We start from the raw sequence: 16,898 nt of genomic DNA, 5'->3' as shown, positions 1-16,898 counted from the left end.
GCTGCGGGAGTGTCATGTCAGGCGGATCGTCCCTCGTCACCCGTCTGTTCTGGACCACCGTCATCGGAGCCGCCGCCGCGTTCGTCTGGGGAATGCCGGCCGTCGCCGCGACCGGAGTGGGCCTCGCGCTGGTCCTGCTGCGCCATCTCGACCGGCCGCGACGCCTGCGCCGCCTCGTCCGGCGGATCGCCTCGCCCCATGCCCGCACCCTGGCCCTTCGCCGACGGCAGGAGTGCTTCGTCGACGCCTACGGCAACACGATCCGCGACGGCTGGCAGCGTGAGCGCGCGTATTTCGCCGAGCGCACGATCCTGCCGCGCCTGGAGGCGCGCGGGCTCGGCGAGGAGGGCGAGGCGCGCTGGGCCGAGATCCTCGAGGTCGTCGAGGCGGTGGCCGAACGGGTCGACCTGCCCGACGAGACCGACGTCCCCGAGGAGGGAATCGCCTACGAGCGCCACTGCGCGGGGCGCCTGCGCGCGGCGGGCTGGCAGGCGCGCACGACCCCGGCCAGCGGCGACCAGGGCGCCGATATCGTGGCGGAAAGGGACGGGCTTCGCCTCGTGGTGCAATGCAAGCGCCATGGCCGGCCCATCGGCAACGCGGCGGTGCAGGAGGCGGCTTGCGCGGCGCGGTACTGGTCGGGCGACCTCGCGGCGGTCGTCACGAACGCGGGCTTCACGCCCGCGGCGCGCAAGCTCGCCGCGGCCACCGACGTGCTCCTCCTGCACCACGACGACCTGACCGACCTCGACCTGTCGGCGATCCGCCGCGCGGTGGCGCAGGATCGTTGATCACTCCGCCGGCAAGGGTGTCCAGGCGTGGCCCCGACGGCTCAGAAGCGTATCCGCAGCGACGGGTCCGTCGCTGCCGGCGGGATAATCCGCCACCGGAGCGTCCTTCCATGCGGCGATGAGCGAATCGACCACCGCCCAGGCGCCCTCGATCATGTCGGCTCACTGGAACAGGCTGCCGTCCCCTTTCATGGCATCGAACAGCAACGATTCGTAGCCGACCCCCGGCACGGCGTCGGCCGATCCGTTCAGGGTGGCGACGGCCGGCTCGAGGGCCATCGCGGGTCCCGGGCGCTTCACGTTGAGGGATCCGGCAAGCCCCGATCCCGGGTCGACGAAGAGCCGCAGGACGTTGGGTGCCGCTCCCGTCCCGAACAGTTCCGCATGGGGCCGCTTGAAGTGGATCGCGATCTCGGTCCGGCGCCGGGCGAGCCGCTTGCCGGTGCGAAGGTAGAACGGGACGCCCTGCCAGCGCGGGGTATCGATGGCGAGCGAAAGGGCGACGTAGGTTTCGGTGAGCGAGGCGGCCGCGACATCGGCCTCGTCGCGATAGCCCGGCACCGGTCGGCCGTCCTCGCGGCCGGCACCGTATTGTCCGCGGACCGCGTCACCGACCGGTACCGGCCGGATCGCGGCGATCAACGCGGCCTTGGCGTCCCGCACCGACTCGGCATCGAGCGAGGCGGGCGCCTCCATGGCGATCATGCAAAGCAGCTGGAACAGGTGGTTGGGCACCATGTCGCGCAGGGCCCCGGTGGTCTCGTAGAAGCGGGCGCGTCCCTCGACGCCGATGGTCTCGGCGGCCGTGATCTCGATGAAATCGATGTGCTCGCCGGTCCAGGCCGGCTCGATCAGCCGATTGGCGAAACGCAGGGCGAGGATGCCCTGCACGGTCTCCTTGCCGAGGAAGTGATCGATGCGAAAGATCTGCTCCTCGCGCGCGCTTTTCAGGATGCGGGCGTTGAGGGCCCGTGCCGAGGCGAGGTCGCTGCCGAAGGGCTTCTCCACCACCACGCGGCGAAAGCGGCCATCCGTTTCGTCGAGGAGACCGGCCGCCCCGAGATGGTCGATCACCGGGCCGAAGAAGCGGGCCGAGACGGCGAGATAGAAGATCGCGCTGCCGTCGAGGATCCCGTCCAACGCCCGGTAGGTCTCGGGCGCATCGAAGTCGCCGGTGTGATACCGCAGTCTCTCGCACACGAAGCGCCAAGTGGCCTCGTCGATACGGTCGGGATGGAATTCCGCCGTGTCGTCCCGGGTGAGCCCCTGCATCGTCTCGGTCAGGGCCTCGCGCCAGCCGGCGTCGGTGTTCTCGTTGTGATCGACGCCGACCACCCGGAAGCCGGCGGGCAGGTGGCCGGCACCGGCGAGGTTGTAGAGGGCCGGCATCAGCAAGCGCTGCGTCAGGTCGCCCTTGGCTCCGAAGACGACGAGGGTACAGGCCGGGGCCACGCTCGGCCCCGTGCCTGGGGTGGCTGGGGTTTCGCTGTCCTGCATGGAGACGATCATCCGGTGAATGCCGCGACGGGCACCGTCGCCGGTCAAACGGTTGCAGCCCGGCCCCGTTCCCGAAGACGAGGACCGACGCCTATTCGTCGGTCCGCACCGCCGAACCGCCGTCGATCGGCAGTTGGACGAGGGTCAGCGCATCCTGCGTCGGCAGGCTGCGCACGTCCCAGCCGCCACCGAGGGCGCGGATCAGCGACACCGCCGTGGTGAACCGGTTCAGCCGTACCTGGAGCGCGGAGACCTCGTTGTTGAGGGCGATGGCCTGGGCGGTGACGACGGTGGTGAAGTTCTGGGTGCCGGCGCGGTATTCGTTCAGGGTGATCTCCACCGCCCGGCGAGCCAGCACGACCGCCTGGTCCTGCGCCGCCTGCTGGCGCGCGAGGATGCGCACGCCGGCAAGCCCGTTCTCGACCTCTCCGAAGGCGGTCAGGACTGTTTGTCGGTAGGTGGCGACGCTGGCCTCGTAGGCGGCGCGGGCGACCTGGACGACGGCCGACCGCGCGCCGCCGTCGAAGAAGGCCTGGCTTCCGTTGGCGGCGATGGACCAGACCTGGTTCACGGCCGAGAACACGCCATTGCTGGTGACCCCGGAGAACCCGCCCGACGCCGACAGGGTTACGGTGGGATAGAAGGCCGCCACCGCGACGCCGATCTGCTCGCTCTGGGCCTGAACGTTCCGCTCGGCCTGGGCGATGTCGGGGCGCCGCTCCAGAAGGTCGGACGGAATGCCGACCGGAACCGCCGGCGGCCTCGTCGGCAGCGATCCGACCGGCAACGACAACTCCGAGGGCGGGCGGCCGACCAGGGTGGCGATGGCGTGCTCGAAGATGGCGCGCTGAAGCCCCACCGCGATGGCCTGGGCCTGGGTGGTCTGCAGCTGGGTCTGGGCCGTGATCACGTCCGAACGGGCCGCAACGCCGACGTTGTACTGGTTCTCCGCGATGGCGAGGCTCTTGCGGTAGGCCTCCACCGTCTCGTTCAACAGGCGCTGCAGCGAATCCTGGTACCGCAACGTCAGGTAGTTCGTAGCGATCTCCGACTGGATCGCCAGGCGCACGGCGGCGAGATCGGCGGCGGTGGCCTGAGCGGTGGCGACCTCGCTGGCGATGGTGCGGCGGATGCGGCCGAACAGGTCGAGCTCCCAAGAAGCCTGGCCCTGGAGCGATACGGAGGTGCGCTCGGAGCCCAAAGATCGGGACCGGGCGATGCTCGGCGCGCCGATCACCGTCGGGAACAGGGCGGCGCGGGCCTGGGCGACGAAGCCGCGGGCCTGATCGTAGGTCGCTACCGAGACGCGCAGGTTCTGGTTGTCCACGTCCACGAGGCGGATCAGCCGGTCGAGGGCGGGATCGCGAAACACCCGCCACCAATCGCCGCGCTCGGCCCCGTCGTTCGGGCGCGCGGCGCGCCAGCCCTTGCGGCCCGCGACATGGGCAGCGCTATCCTCGCGGGCCCCACCCTGCTTGAACGCCAGCGGCGTCTCCACGGAGGGACGGGAATAATCGGGGCCGACGAGGCAGCCGGAGGTCGCGAGGGCCAGCGCGAGGACGGCGGCCATCCGCACCAGCCGGGCGCGCCGACCTGTCCCCCCTGCCGGGGAGGATGGGCCGTGACACGGATCGGGAGCGCGCGAAACCGCCCTCTTGGGATCGATCACCGCCCCTCCTCCCGCCCGGCATGCGCCGGGGCTCCTGCCCCGCAGCAGGGGGAGGGTCGCGAACCGGGCCATCGACCGAACCGTCATTCCGCCGGTACCGCCTGGACGCCGCCCGCAGCCTTCGGGCGCCGGCGCAACCGGTCGAGATAGAGGTAGACGACGGGCGTGGTGTAGAGGGTCAGGATCTGGCTCACGATCAATCCGCCGACGATGGCGATCCCCAGCGGGCGACGCAGTTCCGACCCCTCGCCGCCGGCGACGATCAGCGGCAACGCGCCGAGGAGAGCGGCCAGCGTTGTCATCATGATCGGGCGGAAGCGCAAGAGGCAGGCCTCGACGATCGCGTCGCGGGGCGGGACCGCCCGCGTCCGCTCCGCATCGAGGGCGACGTCGATCATCATGATGGCGTTCTTCTTGACGATGCCGATCAGCAGGAACACCGCGATGAGCGCGATCACCGTGAACTCGGTGCCCGAGACGAGGAGCGCCAGCAGGGCGCCGATCCCGGCCGAGGGCAGCGTCGAGAGGATCGTGATCGGGTGGATGTAGCTTTCGTAGAGGATGCCCAGGATCGCGTAGACCGCCAGGATCGCGGCCAGGATGAGGAGCGGCTGGCGCGAGGAGGAGGCCTGGAAGGTCTTGGCGGTGCCGGCGAATTCCCCGTGGATCGTGGCCGGGGCCCGGATCTCCGCCATCGCCCGCTCGATGCCGACAGTGGCGTCCGAGAGGCTCTTGCCGGCCGCCAGGTTGAACGAGATGGTGGTGGCCACGAACAGGCCCTGGTGACTGACCTGGACCGGGGCATTGCCGGTCTCGAGCCGGGCGAAGGCCGAGAGCGGGATCATGGTCTCGCGGGCACTGGACACCGGTGCGCTCGACGAAGCGCCGCTGCGGCCACCGGCGATGGCGTTGGAGGCGGCGTTCCTGGCCGGATCGGCCGCGATCGCGGCCGCGTCGGTTCCGGCCGACCCGGTGGCACTGGTCCCGGCGGCGGCCGCCGCCGGCCCGGCCGTGTCGCCGGCCACCGTACCGGCCACCGCATTGGTGCGGGCCGAACCGCGTGCGTTGCCGCCCGAGGTCGAGACGTAGATCGTCTTGAGGGTCTCGGGCGACTGCAGGTAGCGCGAGGCGATCTCCATCACGACGCGGTACTGGTTGAGCGGGTTGTAGATCGTGGAGACGGCGCGCTGGCCGAAGGCGTCGTAGAGCGTGTTGTCGATCTTGTCGGGGGTCAGGCCGTAGCGGAACGCCGTCGCGCGATCGATCACGAGGCGGCTCTCGAGGCCGCCCTCCTGCTGGTCGGAGGTCACGTCGGCGAAGGTCGGGTCACGCTGAAGCGCCTGGACCAGCTTGGGCGCCACCGCATAGAGCTCGTCGGGGGTGTCGCCCTGGAGCGTGTACTGGTAGGTGGCGAAGCTCTGGCGCCCGCCCATCCGCAGGTCCTGCCGGGGGGTGAGATAGAGGCGCGCGCCGGGCACGCGGGCGAGCTTGGGCCGCAGTCGATTGATGACCTCGCCGATCGGCGCACGCTGTCCGAGGGGCTTGAGGCCGACGAAGACGTTGGCCGAATTGGTGCCGCGCCCGCCCGTGAACCCGACCACGCTGTCCACGGCCGGATCGGCCTGGACGATGGCGCTGGCCTGTTCGAGCTTCTGCTTCATCGCCTGGAACGAGATGCGCTGGTCGGCCTGGATGCCGCCCATCATCTGGCCGGTGTCCTGCTCGGGAAAGAACCCCTTGGGCACGATGATGTAGAGGTAGACGTTGAGCCCGACGGTCGCGAGTAGCACGAGCAGCACGACGCGCGGATGGCGCAGGGCGATCCGCAGGGTGCGCCCATAGCCGCGCAGCATGGCCTCGAACCCGCCCTCGAGGATGCGCAGGAGCAGGGTGGGGCGCTTGAGCGGCGTCCCGTCGGCGCGGTGGCCTTCGGGCTTGAGGAAGACGGCGCACATCATCGGCGTCGTGGTGAGCGACAGCACCAGCGAGATCAGGATCGCGAGCGACAGCGTCACCGCGAACTCCTCGAACAATCGCCCGACGATACCGCCCATGAGCAGGATCGGCAGGAACACCGCCACCAGCGACAGGCTCATGGAAATGACGGTGAAGCCGACCTCGCGCGAGCCGAGCAGCGCCGCCTCGACCCGCGGCTTGCCCTCCTCGATATGGCGCTGGATGTTCTCCAGCACCACGATGGCGTCGTCGACGACGAAGCCGGTGGCGATGATCAGCGCCATCAGGGACAGGATGTCGAGGCTGTAGTTCAGCAGGTACATCGCCGAGAAGGTGCCGATGATCGAGATCGGCACGGCGACGGCGGGGATCAGCGTCGCCCGCCCCGAGCGCAGGAAGACGAACACCACGCCGATGACGAGGACGACGGCGATGATCAGCGTGTGCTCGGTCTCGGCCAGCGAGGCCCGGATCGTGGCGCTGCGGTCGCCGGTGATGGTGAGGTCGATGTCGCCCGGCAGGGCCGCCCGGACCTGCGGCAGCGCCGCCTTCAACCCGTCGATAGTCTCGACGACGTTCGAGCCCGGCTGCTTGTAGATGAACAGGATGACGCCCGGCTTGCCGTTGATCAGGCCGAGATTGCGCTTGTCCTCCACCGAATCAAGCACCTGCCCGACGTCCGAGAGGCGCACCCCGGCGCCGTTGCGGTAGGCCACGACGATGTCGCGGTAGTCCGCCGCCACCCGGCCCTGGTCGTTGGCATAGAGCTGGTAGTGGCGGCTCTCGGTCTCGATCGCCCCCTTGGGCGAGTTGGCGTTGGCGGAGGCGAGCGCGGCACGGATACCCTCGAGGCCGATCCCGTAGTTGAACAGCGCGGTGGGATCGAGTTCCACCCGCACGGCGGGCAGAGACGAGCCGCCGATGTCGACGTTCCCGACACCGGGGAGCTGGGACATCTTCTGCTGCACGATGGTAGCAGCCGAATCGTAGAGCTGGCCCGGCGAGAGCGTGTCCGAGGTGAGCCCCAGGATGAGGATCGGGGAATCGGCCGGGTTGAACTTGCGATAGGTCGGGTTCTGCCGCAGCGCCGTCGGCAGGTCCGCGCGCGCCGCGTTGATCGCCGCCTGGACGTCGCGGGCGGCCCCGTCGATATCGCGGTCGAGGCCGAACATCAGGACGATCCGCACCGAGCCGGTGGAACTCGTCGAGGTCATCTCGGTGACGTCGGCGATGATGCCCAGCCGCCGCTCGAGGGGCGAGGCCACGGTGGTCGCCATGGTCTCCGGCGAGGCGCCCGACATCGTCGCCTGGACCAGGATGACGGGGAAATCCACCTGCGGCAGCGGCGCCACCGGCAGTTTCGTGAACGCGAAGATGCCCGCCAGCAGCACCCCGAGGGTGAGCAGCGTGGTCGCGATGGGACGGCGGATGAAGGGCGCGGAGATGTTCACGGACGAACACCCGCCAGGTCCCCCTCCCCCGCGGAGGGGGAAGGGATCCGCGTCGCGTGACAGCGCGAACCCGTGCGATCGTCCCTCACGTCGAGGCCCCGGCGGTCTTGGCCCCGCCCTCGCGCCGACCGGTGATGCGTCGTTCGAGCCGGTCGAAGGCGAGGTAGATCACCGGCGTCGTGAACAGCGTCAGCACCTGGCTGACGATGAGGCCGCCGGCGATGACGATGCCGAGCGGCTGGCGCAGCTCGGAGCCGACGCCGGTGCCGACGATCATCGGCACCGCCGCGAACAGGGCGGCCAGCGTCGTCATGAGGATCGGGCGGAAGCGCAGGAGGCAGGCCTCGTAGATCGCGTCACGCGGGCTCCTGCCCTCCTCGCGCTCGGCCTGGAGCGCAAAGTCGATCATCATGATCGCGTTCTTCTTCACGATGCCGATGAGGAGCACGATGCCGATGATGGCGATGACGTCGAGCGACAGGCCGAACAGCATCAGGCCGATCAGGGCGCCGATGCCCGCCGAGGGCAGCGTCGAGAGGATCGTGATCGGGTGGATGAAGCTCTCGTAGAGGACGCCCAGCACGATGTAGACCGTCACGATCGCGGCCAGCACCAGGAAGAGCTGGTTGGAGAGCGCCGATTCGAAGGCCAGGACGGAGCCCTGCGGCACGATGCGGAAGCTCGGCGGCAGGTCGATCTCCTTGCGGACCCGCTCGAACTCGCCCACCGCGTCGCCCAGCGCCGCCCCGGGGGCGAGGTTGAACGAGACGGTGCTGGCGGGAAACTGGCCGAGATGGCTGATCAGGAGTGGCGCGCGCCGCTCGTCGACCCGGGCGATCGCCGAGAGCGGCACCTGGCCGGAGGCGACCGTGGAGGACGGCAGGTAGATGGTGTTGAGGCTCTCCAGCGTCTTGTGCTGCTCCGGATCGGCCTCGAGAATCACCCTGTACTGGTTCGACTGGGTGAAGATCGTCGAGACGATGCGCTGCCCGAAGGCGTCGTAGAGCGCATTGTCGACGGTGGCCGGCGTGATGCCGTAGCGGCCGGCCGTGGAGCGGTCGATGGTGATGTAGGCGGCCAGCCCCGCGTTCTGGAGGTCGCTCGCCACGTCCGCCAGCAGGGGCGAGCGTTGCAGCGCCTGGATGAAGCGCGGCACCCAGACGGTGAAGGCGTCGAGGTTCGGGTTCTCGAGGATCACCTGGTACTGCGTCGGGCTGACCGCCGTGTCGATGGTGAGGTCCTGGATCGGCTGCATGTACAGGCGGATGCCCGGCACGCTGGCCGTGGCCTCGCGAATGCGCCGGATGATCGCCGAGGCCGCGTCCTTGCGCTCGGCGTGCGGCTTCAGGTTGATGAGGAAGCGCCCGGAATTGAGCGTCACGTTCTGGCCGTCGACGCCGATGAAGGACGACAGGCTGACCACGTCGGGATCCTTGAGCACGATGGCCGCGAGCTGCTGCTGGCGCTCGGCCATGGCGGCGTAGGACACGGTCTGGTCGGCCTGGGTGATGCCCTGGATCACGCCCGTGTCCTGCACGGGGAAGAACCCCTTGGGGATCACCACGAACAGGTAGCCGGTGAGGATCACCGTGCCCACCGTCACGATCAGCGTGAGGCCCTGGTGGGCCAGGACCACGCGCAGGGCGCGGCCGTAGGCGGCGATGGTGCCTTCGCTGAGCCGGCGTCCGAGCCGGGACAGGAACCCTTCGCGCCGCGCCACCCGCTCCGGCACGTGCTTGAGGAGGCGGGCGCACAGCATCGGCACGAGGGTCAGCGAGACCACGCCCGAGATGACGATGGTCGCCGCCAGCGTGATCGCGAATTCGTGGAACAACCGGCCGATCACGTCGCCCATGAACAGGAGCGGGATCAGCACCGCGAGCAGCGACACGGTGAGCGAGATGATGGTGAAGCCGATCTCCCGGCTACCCTTGAGCGCCGCCTCGAACGGCGGATCGCCCTCCTCCACGTGCCGGGAGATGTTCTCGATCACCACGATGGCGTCGTCGACCACGAAACCCGTGGCGATGGTGAGCGCCATCAGGGAGAGGTTGTCGAGGGAGAACCCGTAGAGGTCCATGATCGAGAGGGCGCCGATCAGCGACAGCGGCACCGACAGGCTCGGGATCAGGGTGGCGGCGACGCTGCGCAGGAACAGGAAGATCACCAGGACGACGAGGCCGATGGCCAGCGCCAGTTCGACCTGCACGTCGTGGACGGAAGCGCGGATGGTGACGGTGCGGTCGGTGAGCAGCGTCACCGTGATGGCGCCCGGCAGCGTCGCCTGCAGCTGCGGCAGCAGCGCCTTGATCTTGTCGACGGTGCTGATGACGTTGGCGCCGGGCTGGCGCTGGATATTGAGGATGACGGCCGGCGTCTCGTCCATCCAGGCGCCGAGCTTGGTGTTCTCCGCGCCGTCGACGACGTCGGCCACGTCCGACATCCGCACCGGCGAGCCGGCCTTGTAGGCGATGATCGCATCCTTGTAGGCGGCCGGGTCGCGGATCTGGTCGTTGGCGTTGATGGCGTAGGACTGCGTCGGCCCGTCGATGGTCCCCTTGGGCGTGTTGACGTTGAGGTTGGCGATCGTGGTGCGCAGGTCGTCGATGTTGAGCCCGTAGGCGGCCAGGGCCCGCGCGTTGAACTGCACCCGCACCGCCGGGCGCTGGCCGCCGCCGACGCTGACGAGGCCGACGCCGGGGACCTGCGAGATCTTCTGCGCCAGGCGCGTCTCGGCGAGATCGCGCACCTGCGTGAGCGGCAGCGTCGCCGAGGTCAGGGCCAGGGTCAGCACCGGCGCATCCGCCGGGTTGACCTTGGCGTAGATCGGTGGCGCCGGCAGGTCGCTCGGCAGCAGGTTGCCGGCGGCGTTGATGGCCGCCTGGACCTGCTGTTCGGCGATGTCGAGGGGCAGGTCGAGGTTGAACTGCAGGGTGACGACGGACGCGCCCGCCGAGCTCTGCGAGGACATCTGGTTGAGGTTGGCGAGCTGGCCGAACTGCCGCTCCAGCGGCGCGGTCACCGCCGAGGTCATCACCTCCGGGCTGGCGCCCGGATAGAAGGTCTGAACCTGGATGGTCGGATAGTCGACGGCGGGAAGGGCCGAGACCGGCAGGTTCACGTAGGACACCATGCCGACGATGAGGATCGCCAGCATCAGGAGCGTCGTCGCGACGGGTCGCAGGATGAAGAGGCGCGACGGGTTCATCGGGTGCGCGCCGCGGCTGGCACGCCGTGACGCCCCTCCCCCCGGACCGGGCCCGGACCGCGGCCGAACATCGAAACGCGGTGCGCCATCACGGCGCCTGCTCGCGGCGGCGGCGCTCGCGCTTGGGCGCTTCCGCGCCGGGCTGGCCTTGAGCGGCCGGCATCGACGCGCCGGTGGCGGCCGCCGCCCCTTCGGCAGTGGGCGTACCGGGCTGAGCGTCGGCGGGCTTGCCGTCCGATATCTTGCCGTCAGCCGTCTTGCCGTCAGCCGCCTTGTCCTCGATGACCCGCACCGGCGCGCCGTCGCGAAGCCGGTCGGTCCCGTCGACCACGACCCGGTCGCCGACCTGCAGCCCGGAGATCACGGCGGTGCGCGGCCCGTCGCTCTCGCCGAGCTTGATCGGACGCACCACCACCTTGCTGTCGCCGTCGAGGAGATAGACGTAGGTGCCGGGCGTGCCGCGCAGGATCGCGGCGGTGGGCACGATGGGGACGTCGGCCAGGGTGTCCACGGTGAGCTTGGCGTTGACGAACTGGTTGGGAAACAACGCGTCGTCCTTGTTGTCGAAGATGGCGCGCAGCTTGACCGTGCCGGTGCTCGTGTCGATCTGGTTGTCGACCGTGTCCAGCGACCCGCTGGCGACCTCGACGGTGTCGCCGCGGTCGTAGGCTTTCACCGTGAGCTTGGCTCCGGCGCGGATGCGCTTCATCACGCGCGCGACATCGTCCTCGGGCAGCGTGAACAAGACCGAGATCGGATGCAGCTGCGTCACCACCACGAGGGCGGTGGAGGCGGCGGTGACGTAGTTGCCCTGATCGACCTGACGCAGGCCGACCCGGCCCTCCACCGGCGATGTGATCCGGCAGTAGGCGATGTTGAGCTTCTGCTGATCGACGAGGGCCTGGTCGGCGGCCACCGTGCCCTCGTTCTGCTTGACGAGGGCCGCCTGCGTGTCGACGTTCTGCTTCGAAATCGAATCCTGCTGCGACAGCCGCTGGAAGCGAGCGAGGTCGAGCTTGGAGTTCTGCAGGAGCGCCTGGTCGCGCTGCAGCTGCCCCTCGAACTGGGCGAGCTGGGCCTCGTAGATGCGCGGGTCGATCTGCGCGAGGAAGTCGCCGCGCTTCACCATCTGGCCCTCGCGATAGCCGATCTGGGTGAGGTAGCCGCTGATCTGCGAGCGCACGGTGACAGTGGCCAGCGGTGTCACGGTCCCGAGTCCCGACAGCACCACGGGAATGTCGCCGGCGGTGATCCGGGCGACGCCCACCGCCTGGGCCGGGTCGCCGGTCCGGCCGCCGCGCCCCCTGCCGCGGCCCGGCTCGGCCGCGGCCTCCGTCTTGGCCTGCTCGCCCTTGGGGATAGAGTAGGTCCGGTAGGCGTAGTAGCCGCCGCCCGCCGCCGCGAGGAGGAGCAGGAACCAGATCCAGCCGCTCCTGGAGCGACGCGTCACGGTAGGGTTGGGCTCGGAATAGTCGCGCGCCGTCTCGGTGCGGATAGGGGTGCTGTCGTTCATCGATACAAGCCCGATCGCCCGGCGCGGAGCACCATGCGAAGCGAATGGTCGGCAGCCGATCCGGCGCCCGACGTCGACCCCGACTTGGTGCTCGCCCAAGATGGGGCCGGCCACGCGGTTTGACATCCCGGCCGGGCGGAACAGCCGCGCCGGGGGAAACCGGCATCGTGAAGCAGCGACACGTCGAGCATGGCATACCAACTGGGCCGCCAATGCGTCGCCAGTGCGGCGTCAGTGTTTCCGGGTATTGCCGTCCGCGGTCATCGGGGCCTGTCCTCGAGGGTCCGGTAGAGCCTCAGCATCTCCCGGAACGCGTCGTCGGCAGGGGTCACCGGAACGGCGAGGCGCAGCCCCGCGCCGGTGACGGCGACGAGGCAGGCGAGAATGATGCAGGTCCGGCTCGACATCGCGTTCGCAGGGCTGGTTCGGGATACCGCCCGGTATCACTTCATCGAACGTTTGCCTGCCCCGTGCGGGGGCGTTCGCGGCGAGAAACGACCGGAGCGGCACATCGGCCCCGACGAAACGAGGGGGCGGAGTTCCACCGAAGCGAGCGCCGCTCCAGCCGTGAGCGAAAGCTAAATCACGGCTGATGAATGTCAACAATCGTCAGAGATCGACCGTTGTCGAGGGTGCGCCTGCGCACGCGACGTCGGGATATGTACCGCTCTTCCACCATGCTAGGCGCGGTGAAGCCGGCGCCCTCGTCTTCTTTCCGCGGTTTTGTCTCATGAACCCCGTCTTCGCTGATCTTCCGACCACCATCTTCGAAGTGATGTCGGGCCTGGCCCGCCATCACGGCGCGATCAACCTCGGCCAGGGCTTTCCCGACGATCCCGGCCCGGCTGACATCCACGAGACGGCGGCCCGCGCGCTGCTGGAAGGCTACAATCAGTACCCGCCGATGATGGGCCTGCCGATCCTGCGCGAGGCCATCGCCGCCCATTACGGCCGGCACCAGGGGCTGACGCTCGACCCGGAGACGGAGGTGATGGTGACCTCGGGGGCGACGGAGGCCCTGGCCGCCTCGCTTCTGGCCCTGATCGAGCCGGGCGATGAGGTCGTGCTGTTCGAACCCGCCTACGACGCCTACCGGCCGTTGGTCCTGAGGGCGGGCGGCATCCCGCGGGTCGTGACGCTGCGGCCCCCGCACTTCGGCCTCGACGAGGCGGCCCTCGCCGCTGCGTTCAGCGAGAGGACGAGGGTCGTCGTCCTCAACGATCCGCTCAATCCGAGCGCGACGGTCCTGGCCGAGGACGATCTCACCATGCTGGCGGGGTTCTGCGAGCGTTTCGACGTCGTCGCGGTCTGCGACGAGGTCTGGGAGCACCTCGTCTTCGACGGGCGCCGACACCTCCCGCTCATGGCCGTTCCCGGCATGCGCGAGCGGACGGTGAAGATCGGCTCGGCCGGAAAGATCTTCAGCCTCACCGGCTGGAAGGTCGGCTTCGTCATGGCGGCACCGACCCTCATGAAGGGCCTGTCGAAGGCCCATCAGTTCTTGACCTTCACGACGCCGCCCAACCTCCAGGAAGCCGTCGCCTACGGGCTGGCCAAGGACAGGGCTTATTTCGAGGAGATGCGCGCCGGGTTCGCGCGATCGCGCGACCGGCTGGGGCGCGGTTTGGCGGAGCGGGGGTTCACGGTTCTTCCGGCGCAGGCGACGTGGTTCCTCAACATCGACATCGCGGACTTGGGCATCGCCGACGACGTCGCCTTCTGCCGGACGCTCGTGGCGGACTACGGGGTCGCCGCGATCCCGGTCAGCGCCTTCTACACCGCGGACCCGGTGCGCCACATCGTGCGGTTCTGCTTCGCCAAGGCCGACCACACCATCGACGCGGCCCTCGACCGCATCGGCGACTTCCGCCGGGCGCTGGCCTGAGAACGATCGCGTCCCCGACTCACATGGCCGGAACGGTGCCGTTACGGCCGACGACCACGATGACAGCCCGGATCTTGCCGCCTGGTGCGGGCTGGGTGAAGGCGACGATCGGCGCACCGGAGATCAGAAGGCTCTTGTCGCCGGGATCGACTAGGTTCACCGGCGTACCGTCGGCGGCGACGATGGTCTTCTCGCCGTCGCGGTAGCGGACGGTGATGACGCGACCCTTCGTCCCCTCGAGGGTCTGGACCGCGCCGTTCGTGGTGGCGGCGCCGTCCACGAGATCGGAGGGCGCATGTCCGTCCGACGTTCCCCTGAGGCTGGAGGAAAAGACCGTCAGCTGCAGCGCCTTCTGCGTGCCGTCGGGCTGCGGCATCGCGGTCGCGCCGATGTAGCTCTCCGGCTTCACGTCCGAGAGACGTCCCGTCAGCGCCGAGAAGATCTTCGGCCGCTCGGGAAAGGTCAGGACGACGCTCTGGCCGGATCGGGTCCTGATCGTCGCCTTCTCGCTGTCGGCGTCCTCGATCGTCCCGCGGTACACCTTCAAGGTCTCGGCCCGCAGCGCCGAAGCGCCGGCGGTGAGAGCGCCCATGAGGGCGGCGATCGCGACGCCCGTCCTGGCGAACGTGAGAGTGGCAGACGTCATGACCGGATCTCGATCCTTCGGGGGCTGCGGGCCGTCGCCCAACGGTGCGAGGGCGGACACCGGAAAACCCGCCATTCGGCGGATGGTGCCCTCGGCGCCGGTCGATTTCGTGCGCCGCGCTCAGTGGGCCAGCAGCATCGGGATCTCGGCATGCGCGAGCAGATGGCTGGTGGGGCCGCCGAAGATCATCTGGCGCAGGCGGCTCTGGGTATAGGCGCCCTTGATCAGGAGATCGCAGCCATAGGCCTGCGCCTCGGTGAGAAAGACCTCGCCGGGGGTGCGCCGCCCGGCCGGAAGGGCGCTGTGGTCGGCCTCGATCCCCTCACAGGCCAGCGCCCGCGCCAGGTCTTCCGCACTCGGACCCGGGACCGTCCCGCCCTCGACGCTGATGACCCGGATACGTGCGGCCTTGCGCAGGAACGGCATCGCGAAGGCCACCGCCCGCGCGGTCTCGGTCGAGCCGTTCCAGGCGATCATGACGGCGGTGCCCAGGCTCGCGGGGGGCTTGGGCGGCGCCAGCAGGATCGGGCGCCCGCCTTCGAACAGGGCCGTCTCGAAAGTGGTCATGCGCGGACTGCCGTCGTCCGCGCCGGGCCGGCCGACCACGGTGGCGGTGAACAGCCGCGCGTAATGGCCGAGGAAGGCGTCGCCGGCCGGGACGTCGGGACGCCAGCGGTAGCGGGGTCCTGCCTTGGCGACGGCCTCCGGGGTGCAGGGTCCCTCCTGCGCAAGCGGCAGGCCGGCGTTGGACATGAAGTCGACGAACCGGCGGCCGGCAGCTTCGGCCTCCGCCTTGTCGGCCTCCTCGTCGCGCAGCCACGTCATGCCGCCCACCATGTCGACGGGGACGTATTCCGCCAGGGCCGGCCGGAGGGAGACCCCCTCCACCAGGCTACCGAACAGGGTCGCCACGATGCGCGTGGTCTCGAACACCGAGTCGAGGGAATCGTGAAGGGCCACGGGGACGAGAAGCGTCTTCATGGATGCGGCACCTCGGCCTGTCGGATCGCGACGATGGCGGAGGCTAGCGCATCGGCTCGAAAAGGGGAGCCCGGTATTCGGAACGGGTCGAGGGAAAACGCCCCCGCCGGTCGCTCGATGGGCCTCTTCAGGGTCCGTCGACCGGCTTCGGCCGGGTTCCGGTGCCGGCCGGATCGAGCCAGCGGCGGGCGCGGGCGACCATCGGGCGCTCGACGTAGCGGTGGACCGCGAGGGCGATCGCCGCCGCCATCACGATCATCGCGGCCATGGACGCCGAGGGCGAGATCGGCAGGGCGAGACCGGTGATCGCGCCGCGCAGGCCGCGCAGCACGAAGGGATGAACGAGGTAGAGGGCGTAGGAGGCGTCCCCCAGGTGGATGCCGAACCGCCACGGCAGGGACGAAGACGTCGCCCGCCCGGCGGACGCACCGAGCCCGGCGGCCGCCACCAGCAGCATCGCCGGCAGGCCGTAGGCGAGCGGCCGCGCCACGGCATCGGGCTCGGGCGCGACCGACAGCAGCGCGAGGCCGGCGAGCGCCAAGGCCAGCCGCGGAGCCAGCGACAGCCGCAGGCCCTCCGCCCGTGCCAGGCCGACCGCGGCGCCGAGGGCGAATTCGAGGCCGATCGGAGCGCTCCAGAACGCCAGGGGCATCGGCAGGTCCGGCACCAGCACGTACAATCCGGCCAGAAGGCCGAGGGCGCCGGCGACCCAGGCGACGGCGGCACGGCGGCCCCAGCCCAGAGCGACCGCGAACAGCAGGTAGAACGCCATCTCGCACTGGAGCGTCCAGCCTAGGGAATAGAGCGGCTGGGCCCGGCCGTCGAGGTCGAGCACCGGCCAGAACAGCAGCGATGCGACCACGAAGCCGGGCTCGGCGAGTCCGCGCCCGCCGTTGGAGAGCAGCCCCGGCAGGGCCAGCACGACGGCGAGGTACAGGCCGCTCGCCAGCCAGTAGAGGGGGACCAGCCGGGCAACGCGGTGGGCGAGGAAGCGCCGCCAACCACCCCTCACCCCGTACAGCGGGGCGGCGGCATGAACGATGATGAAGCCCGAGATGACGAAGAATACGTCGACCCCGGCGGCCCACGGGAGCACTCCGATCGCAGCGAACGCCACGCCGCCCCGGTCGGCCAGGATGACCGCTTCCACCGTGGCGTGGTGCATGACGACCATCAGGGCCGCCATCGCCCGCAGAACCTGGATCGCCCGCAGCATCAGCGTCGACGATCCGCATCCGACCGATCAAGCGTGGCTATAGTATCCTCGGGCGACGCAGCAATAGCCTGACCCATCGGGCAGG

General features: G+C 69.7%; 10 protein-coding genes and 1 pseudogene. 2 read left to right on the top strand and 9 right to left on the bottom strand.

Translation table 11 applies throughout. From position 1 onward, the window contains the following. Positions 1-14: 14 nt before the first annotated feature. Positions 15-791, top strand: a complete 777-nt coding sequence (locus ASG59_RS18975; RefSeq protein WP_056410860.1) for a restriction endonuclease — start codon at positions 15-17, stop codon at positions 789-791. Here the strand turns inward: ASG59_RS18975 and zwf are convergent. The 6 genes and pseudogenes from zwf to ASG59_RS21010 form a co-directional block, all read right to left on the bottom strand. After that, positions 792-2,288 (bottom strand): annotated as a pseudogene (gene zwf / locus ASG59_RS18970) (glucose-6-phosphate dehydrogenase). Between the two features lie 91 nt (positions 2,289-2,379). Further along, complete coding sequence (locus tag ASG59_RS18965; RefSeq protein ID WP_056410859.1) at positions 2,380-3,858, bottom strand: efflux transporter outer membrane subunit; 1,479 nt, start codon at positions 3,856-3,858, stop codon at positions 2,380-2,382. Between the two features lie 182 nt (positions 3,859-4,040). Next, positions 4,041-7,364 (bottom strand): efflux RND transporter permease subunit, encoded by a 3,324-nt coding sequence (locus tag ASG59_RS18960; RefSeq protein WP_056410856.1) that lies wholly within the window; start codon positions 7,362-7,364, stop codon positions 4,041-4,043. Positions 7,365-7,449: 85 nt separating this feature from the next. Beyond that, complete coding sequence (locus ASG59_RS18955; protein ID WP_055889813.1) at positions 7,450-10,572, bottom strand: MdtB/MuxB family multidrug efflux RND transporter permease subunit; 3,123 nt, start codon at positions 10,570-10,572, stop codon at positions 7,450-7,452. Between the two features lie 88 nt (positions 10,573-10,660). Further along, complete coding sequence (locus ASG59_RS18950; protein WP_055889816.1) at positions 10,661-12,085, bottom strand: MdtA/MuxA family multidrug efflux RND transporter periplasmic adaptor subunit; 1,425 nt, start codon at positions 12,083-12,085, stop codon at positions 10,661-10,663. 260 nt (positions 12,086-12,345) lie between these two features. Continuing rightward, positions 12,346-12,492 carry a hypothetical protein gene (locus tag ASG59_RS21010; protein WP_165700243.1) on the bottom strand — a complete coding sequence of 49 codons (147 nt, stop codon included), beginning with the start codon at positions 12,490-12,492 and terminating at the stop codon, positions 12,346-12,348. Positions 12,493-12,815: 323 nt separating this feature from the next. On the opposite strand from ASG59_RS21010, the gene ASG59_RS18945 reads away from it, so the two are divergent. Next, a complete protein-coding gene (locus tag ASG59_RS18945; RefSeq protein WP_056410850.1) occupies positions 12,816-13,970 on the top strand; it encodes an aminotransferase in 1,155 nt (384 codons plus the stop codon). A 19-nt stretch (positions 13,971-13,989) separates the two neighbouring features. Here the strand turns inward: ASG59_RS18945 and ASG59_RS18940 are convergent, their stop codons facing one another. The 3 genes from ASG59_RS18940 to ASG59_RS18930 all read right to left on the bottom strand — a co-directional run bounded on the left by ASG59_RS18940 (position 13,990) and on the right by ASG59_RS18930 (position 16,813). After that, positions 13,990-14,616 (bottom strand): hypothetical protein, encoded by a 627-nt coding sequence (locus ASG59_RS18940; protein ID WP_244475767.1) that lies wholly within the window; start codon positions 14,614-14,616, stop codon positions 13,990-13,992. 120 nt (positions 14,617-14,736) lie between these two features. Beyond that, positions 14,737-15,597 carry a universal stress protein gene (locus ASG59_RS18935; protein WP_055889824.1) on the bottom strand — a complete coding sequence of 287 codons (861 nt, stop codon included), beginning with the start codon at positions 15,595-15,597 and terminating at the stop codon, positions 14,737-14,739. Between the two features lie 127 nt (positions 15,598-15,724). After that, entirely contained in the window at positions 15,725-16,813 is a 1,089-nt protein-coding gene (locus tag ASG59_RS18930; protein WP_244475766.1) for an acyltransferase, read from the bottom strand. Positions 16,814-16,898 lie beyond the last annotated feature (85 nt).

This window comes from Methylobacterium sp. Leaf466 (assembly GCF_001425565.1).
Taxonomy (GTDB): domain Bacteria; phylum Pseudomonadota; class Alphaproteobacteria; order Rhizobiales; family Beijerinckiaceae; genus Methylobacterium.
The sequence above is the reverse complement of the archived record's forward strand: the minus strand, read 5'-3'. Positions and strand labels throughout refer to the sequence as shown.

Coding starts and splice junctions, on each gene's coding strand:
- ASG59_RS18930 (WP_244475766.1), bottom strand. CDS start 16,813: ATGCTGCGGGCGATCCAGGTTCTGCGGGCGATGGCGGCCCTGATGGTC.
- ASG59_RS18965 (WP_056410859.1), bottom strand. CDS start 3,858: ATGGCCGCCGTCCTCGCGCTGGCCCTCGCGACCTCCGGCTGCCTCGTC.
- ASG59_RS18950 (WP_055889816.1), bottom strand. CDS start 12,085: ATGAACGACAGCACCCCTATCCGCACCGAGACGGCGCGCGACTATTCC.
- ASG59_RS18955 (WP_055889813.1), bottom strand. CDS start 10,572: ATGAACCCGTCGCGCCTCTTCATCCTGCGACCCGTCGCGACGACGCTC.
- ASG59_RS18935 (WP_055889824.1), bottom strand. CDS start 15,597: ATGAAGACGCTTCTCGTCCCCGTGGCCCTTCACGATTCCCTCGACTCG.
- ASG59_RS18975 (WP_056410860.1), top strand. CDS start 15: ATGTCAGGCGGATCGTCCCTCGTCACCCGTCTGTTCTGGACCACCGTC.
- ASG59_RS18940 (WP_244475767.1), bottom strand. CDS start 14,616: ATGACGTCTGCCACTCTCACGTTCGCCAGGACGGGCGTCGCGATCGCC.
- ASG59_RS21010 (WP_165700243.1), bottom strand. CDS start 12,492: ATGTCGAGCCGGACCTGCATCATTCTCGCCTGCCTCGTCGCCGTCACC.
- ASG59_RS18945 (WP_056410850.1), top strand. CDS start 12,816: ATGAACCCCGTCTTCGCTGATCTTCCGACCACCATCTTCGAAGTGATG.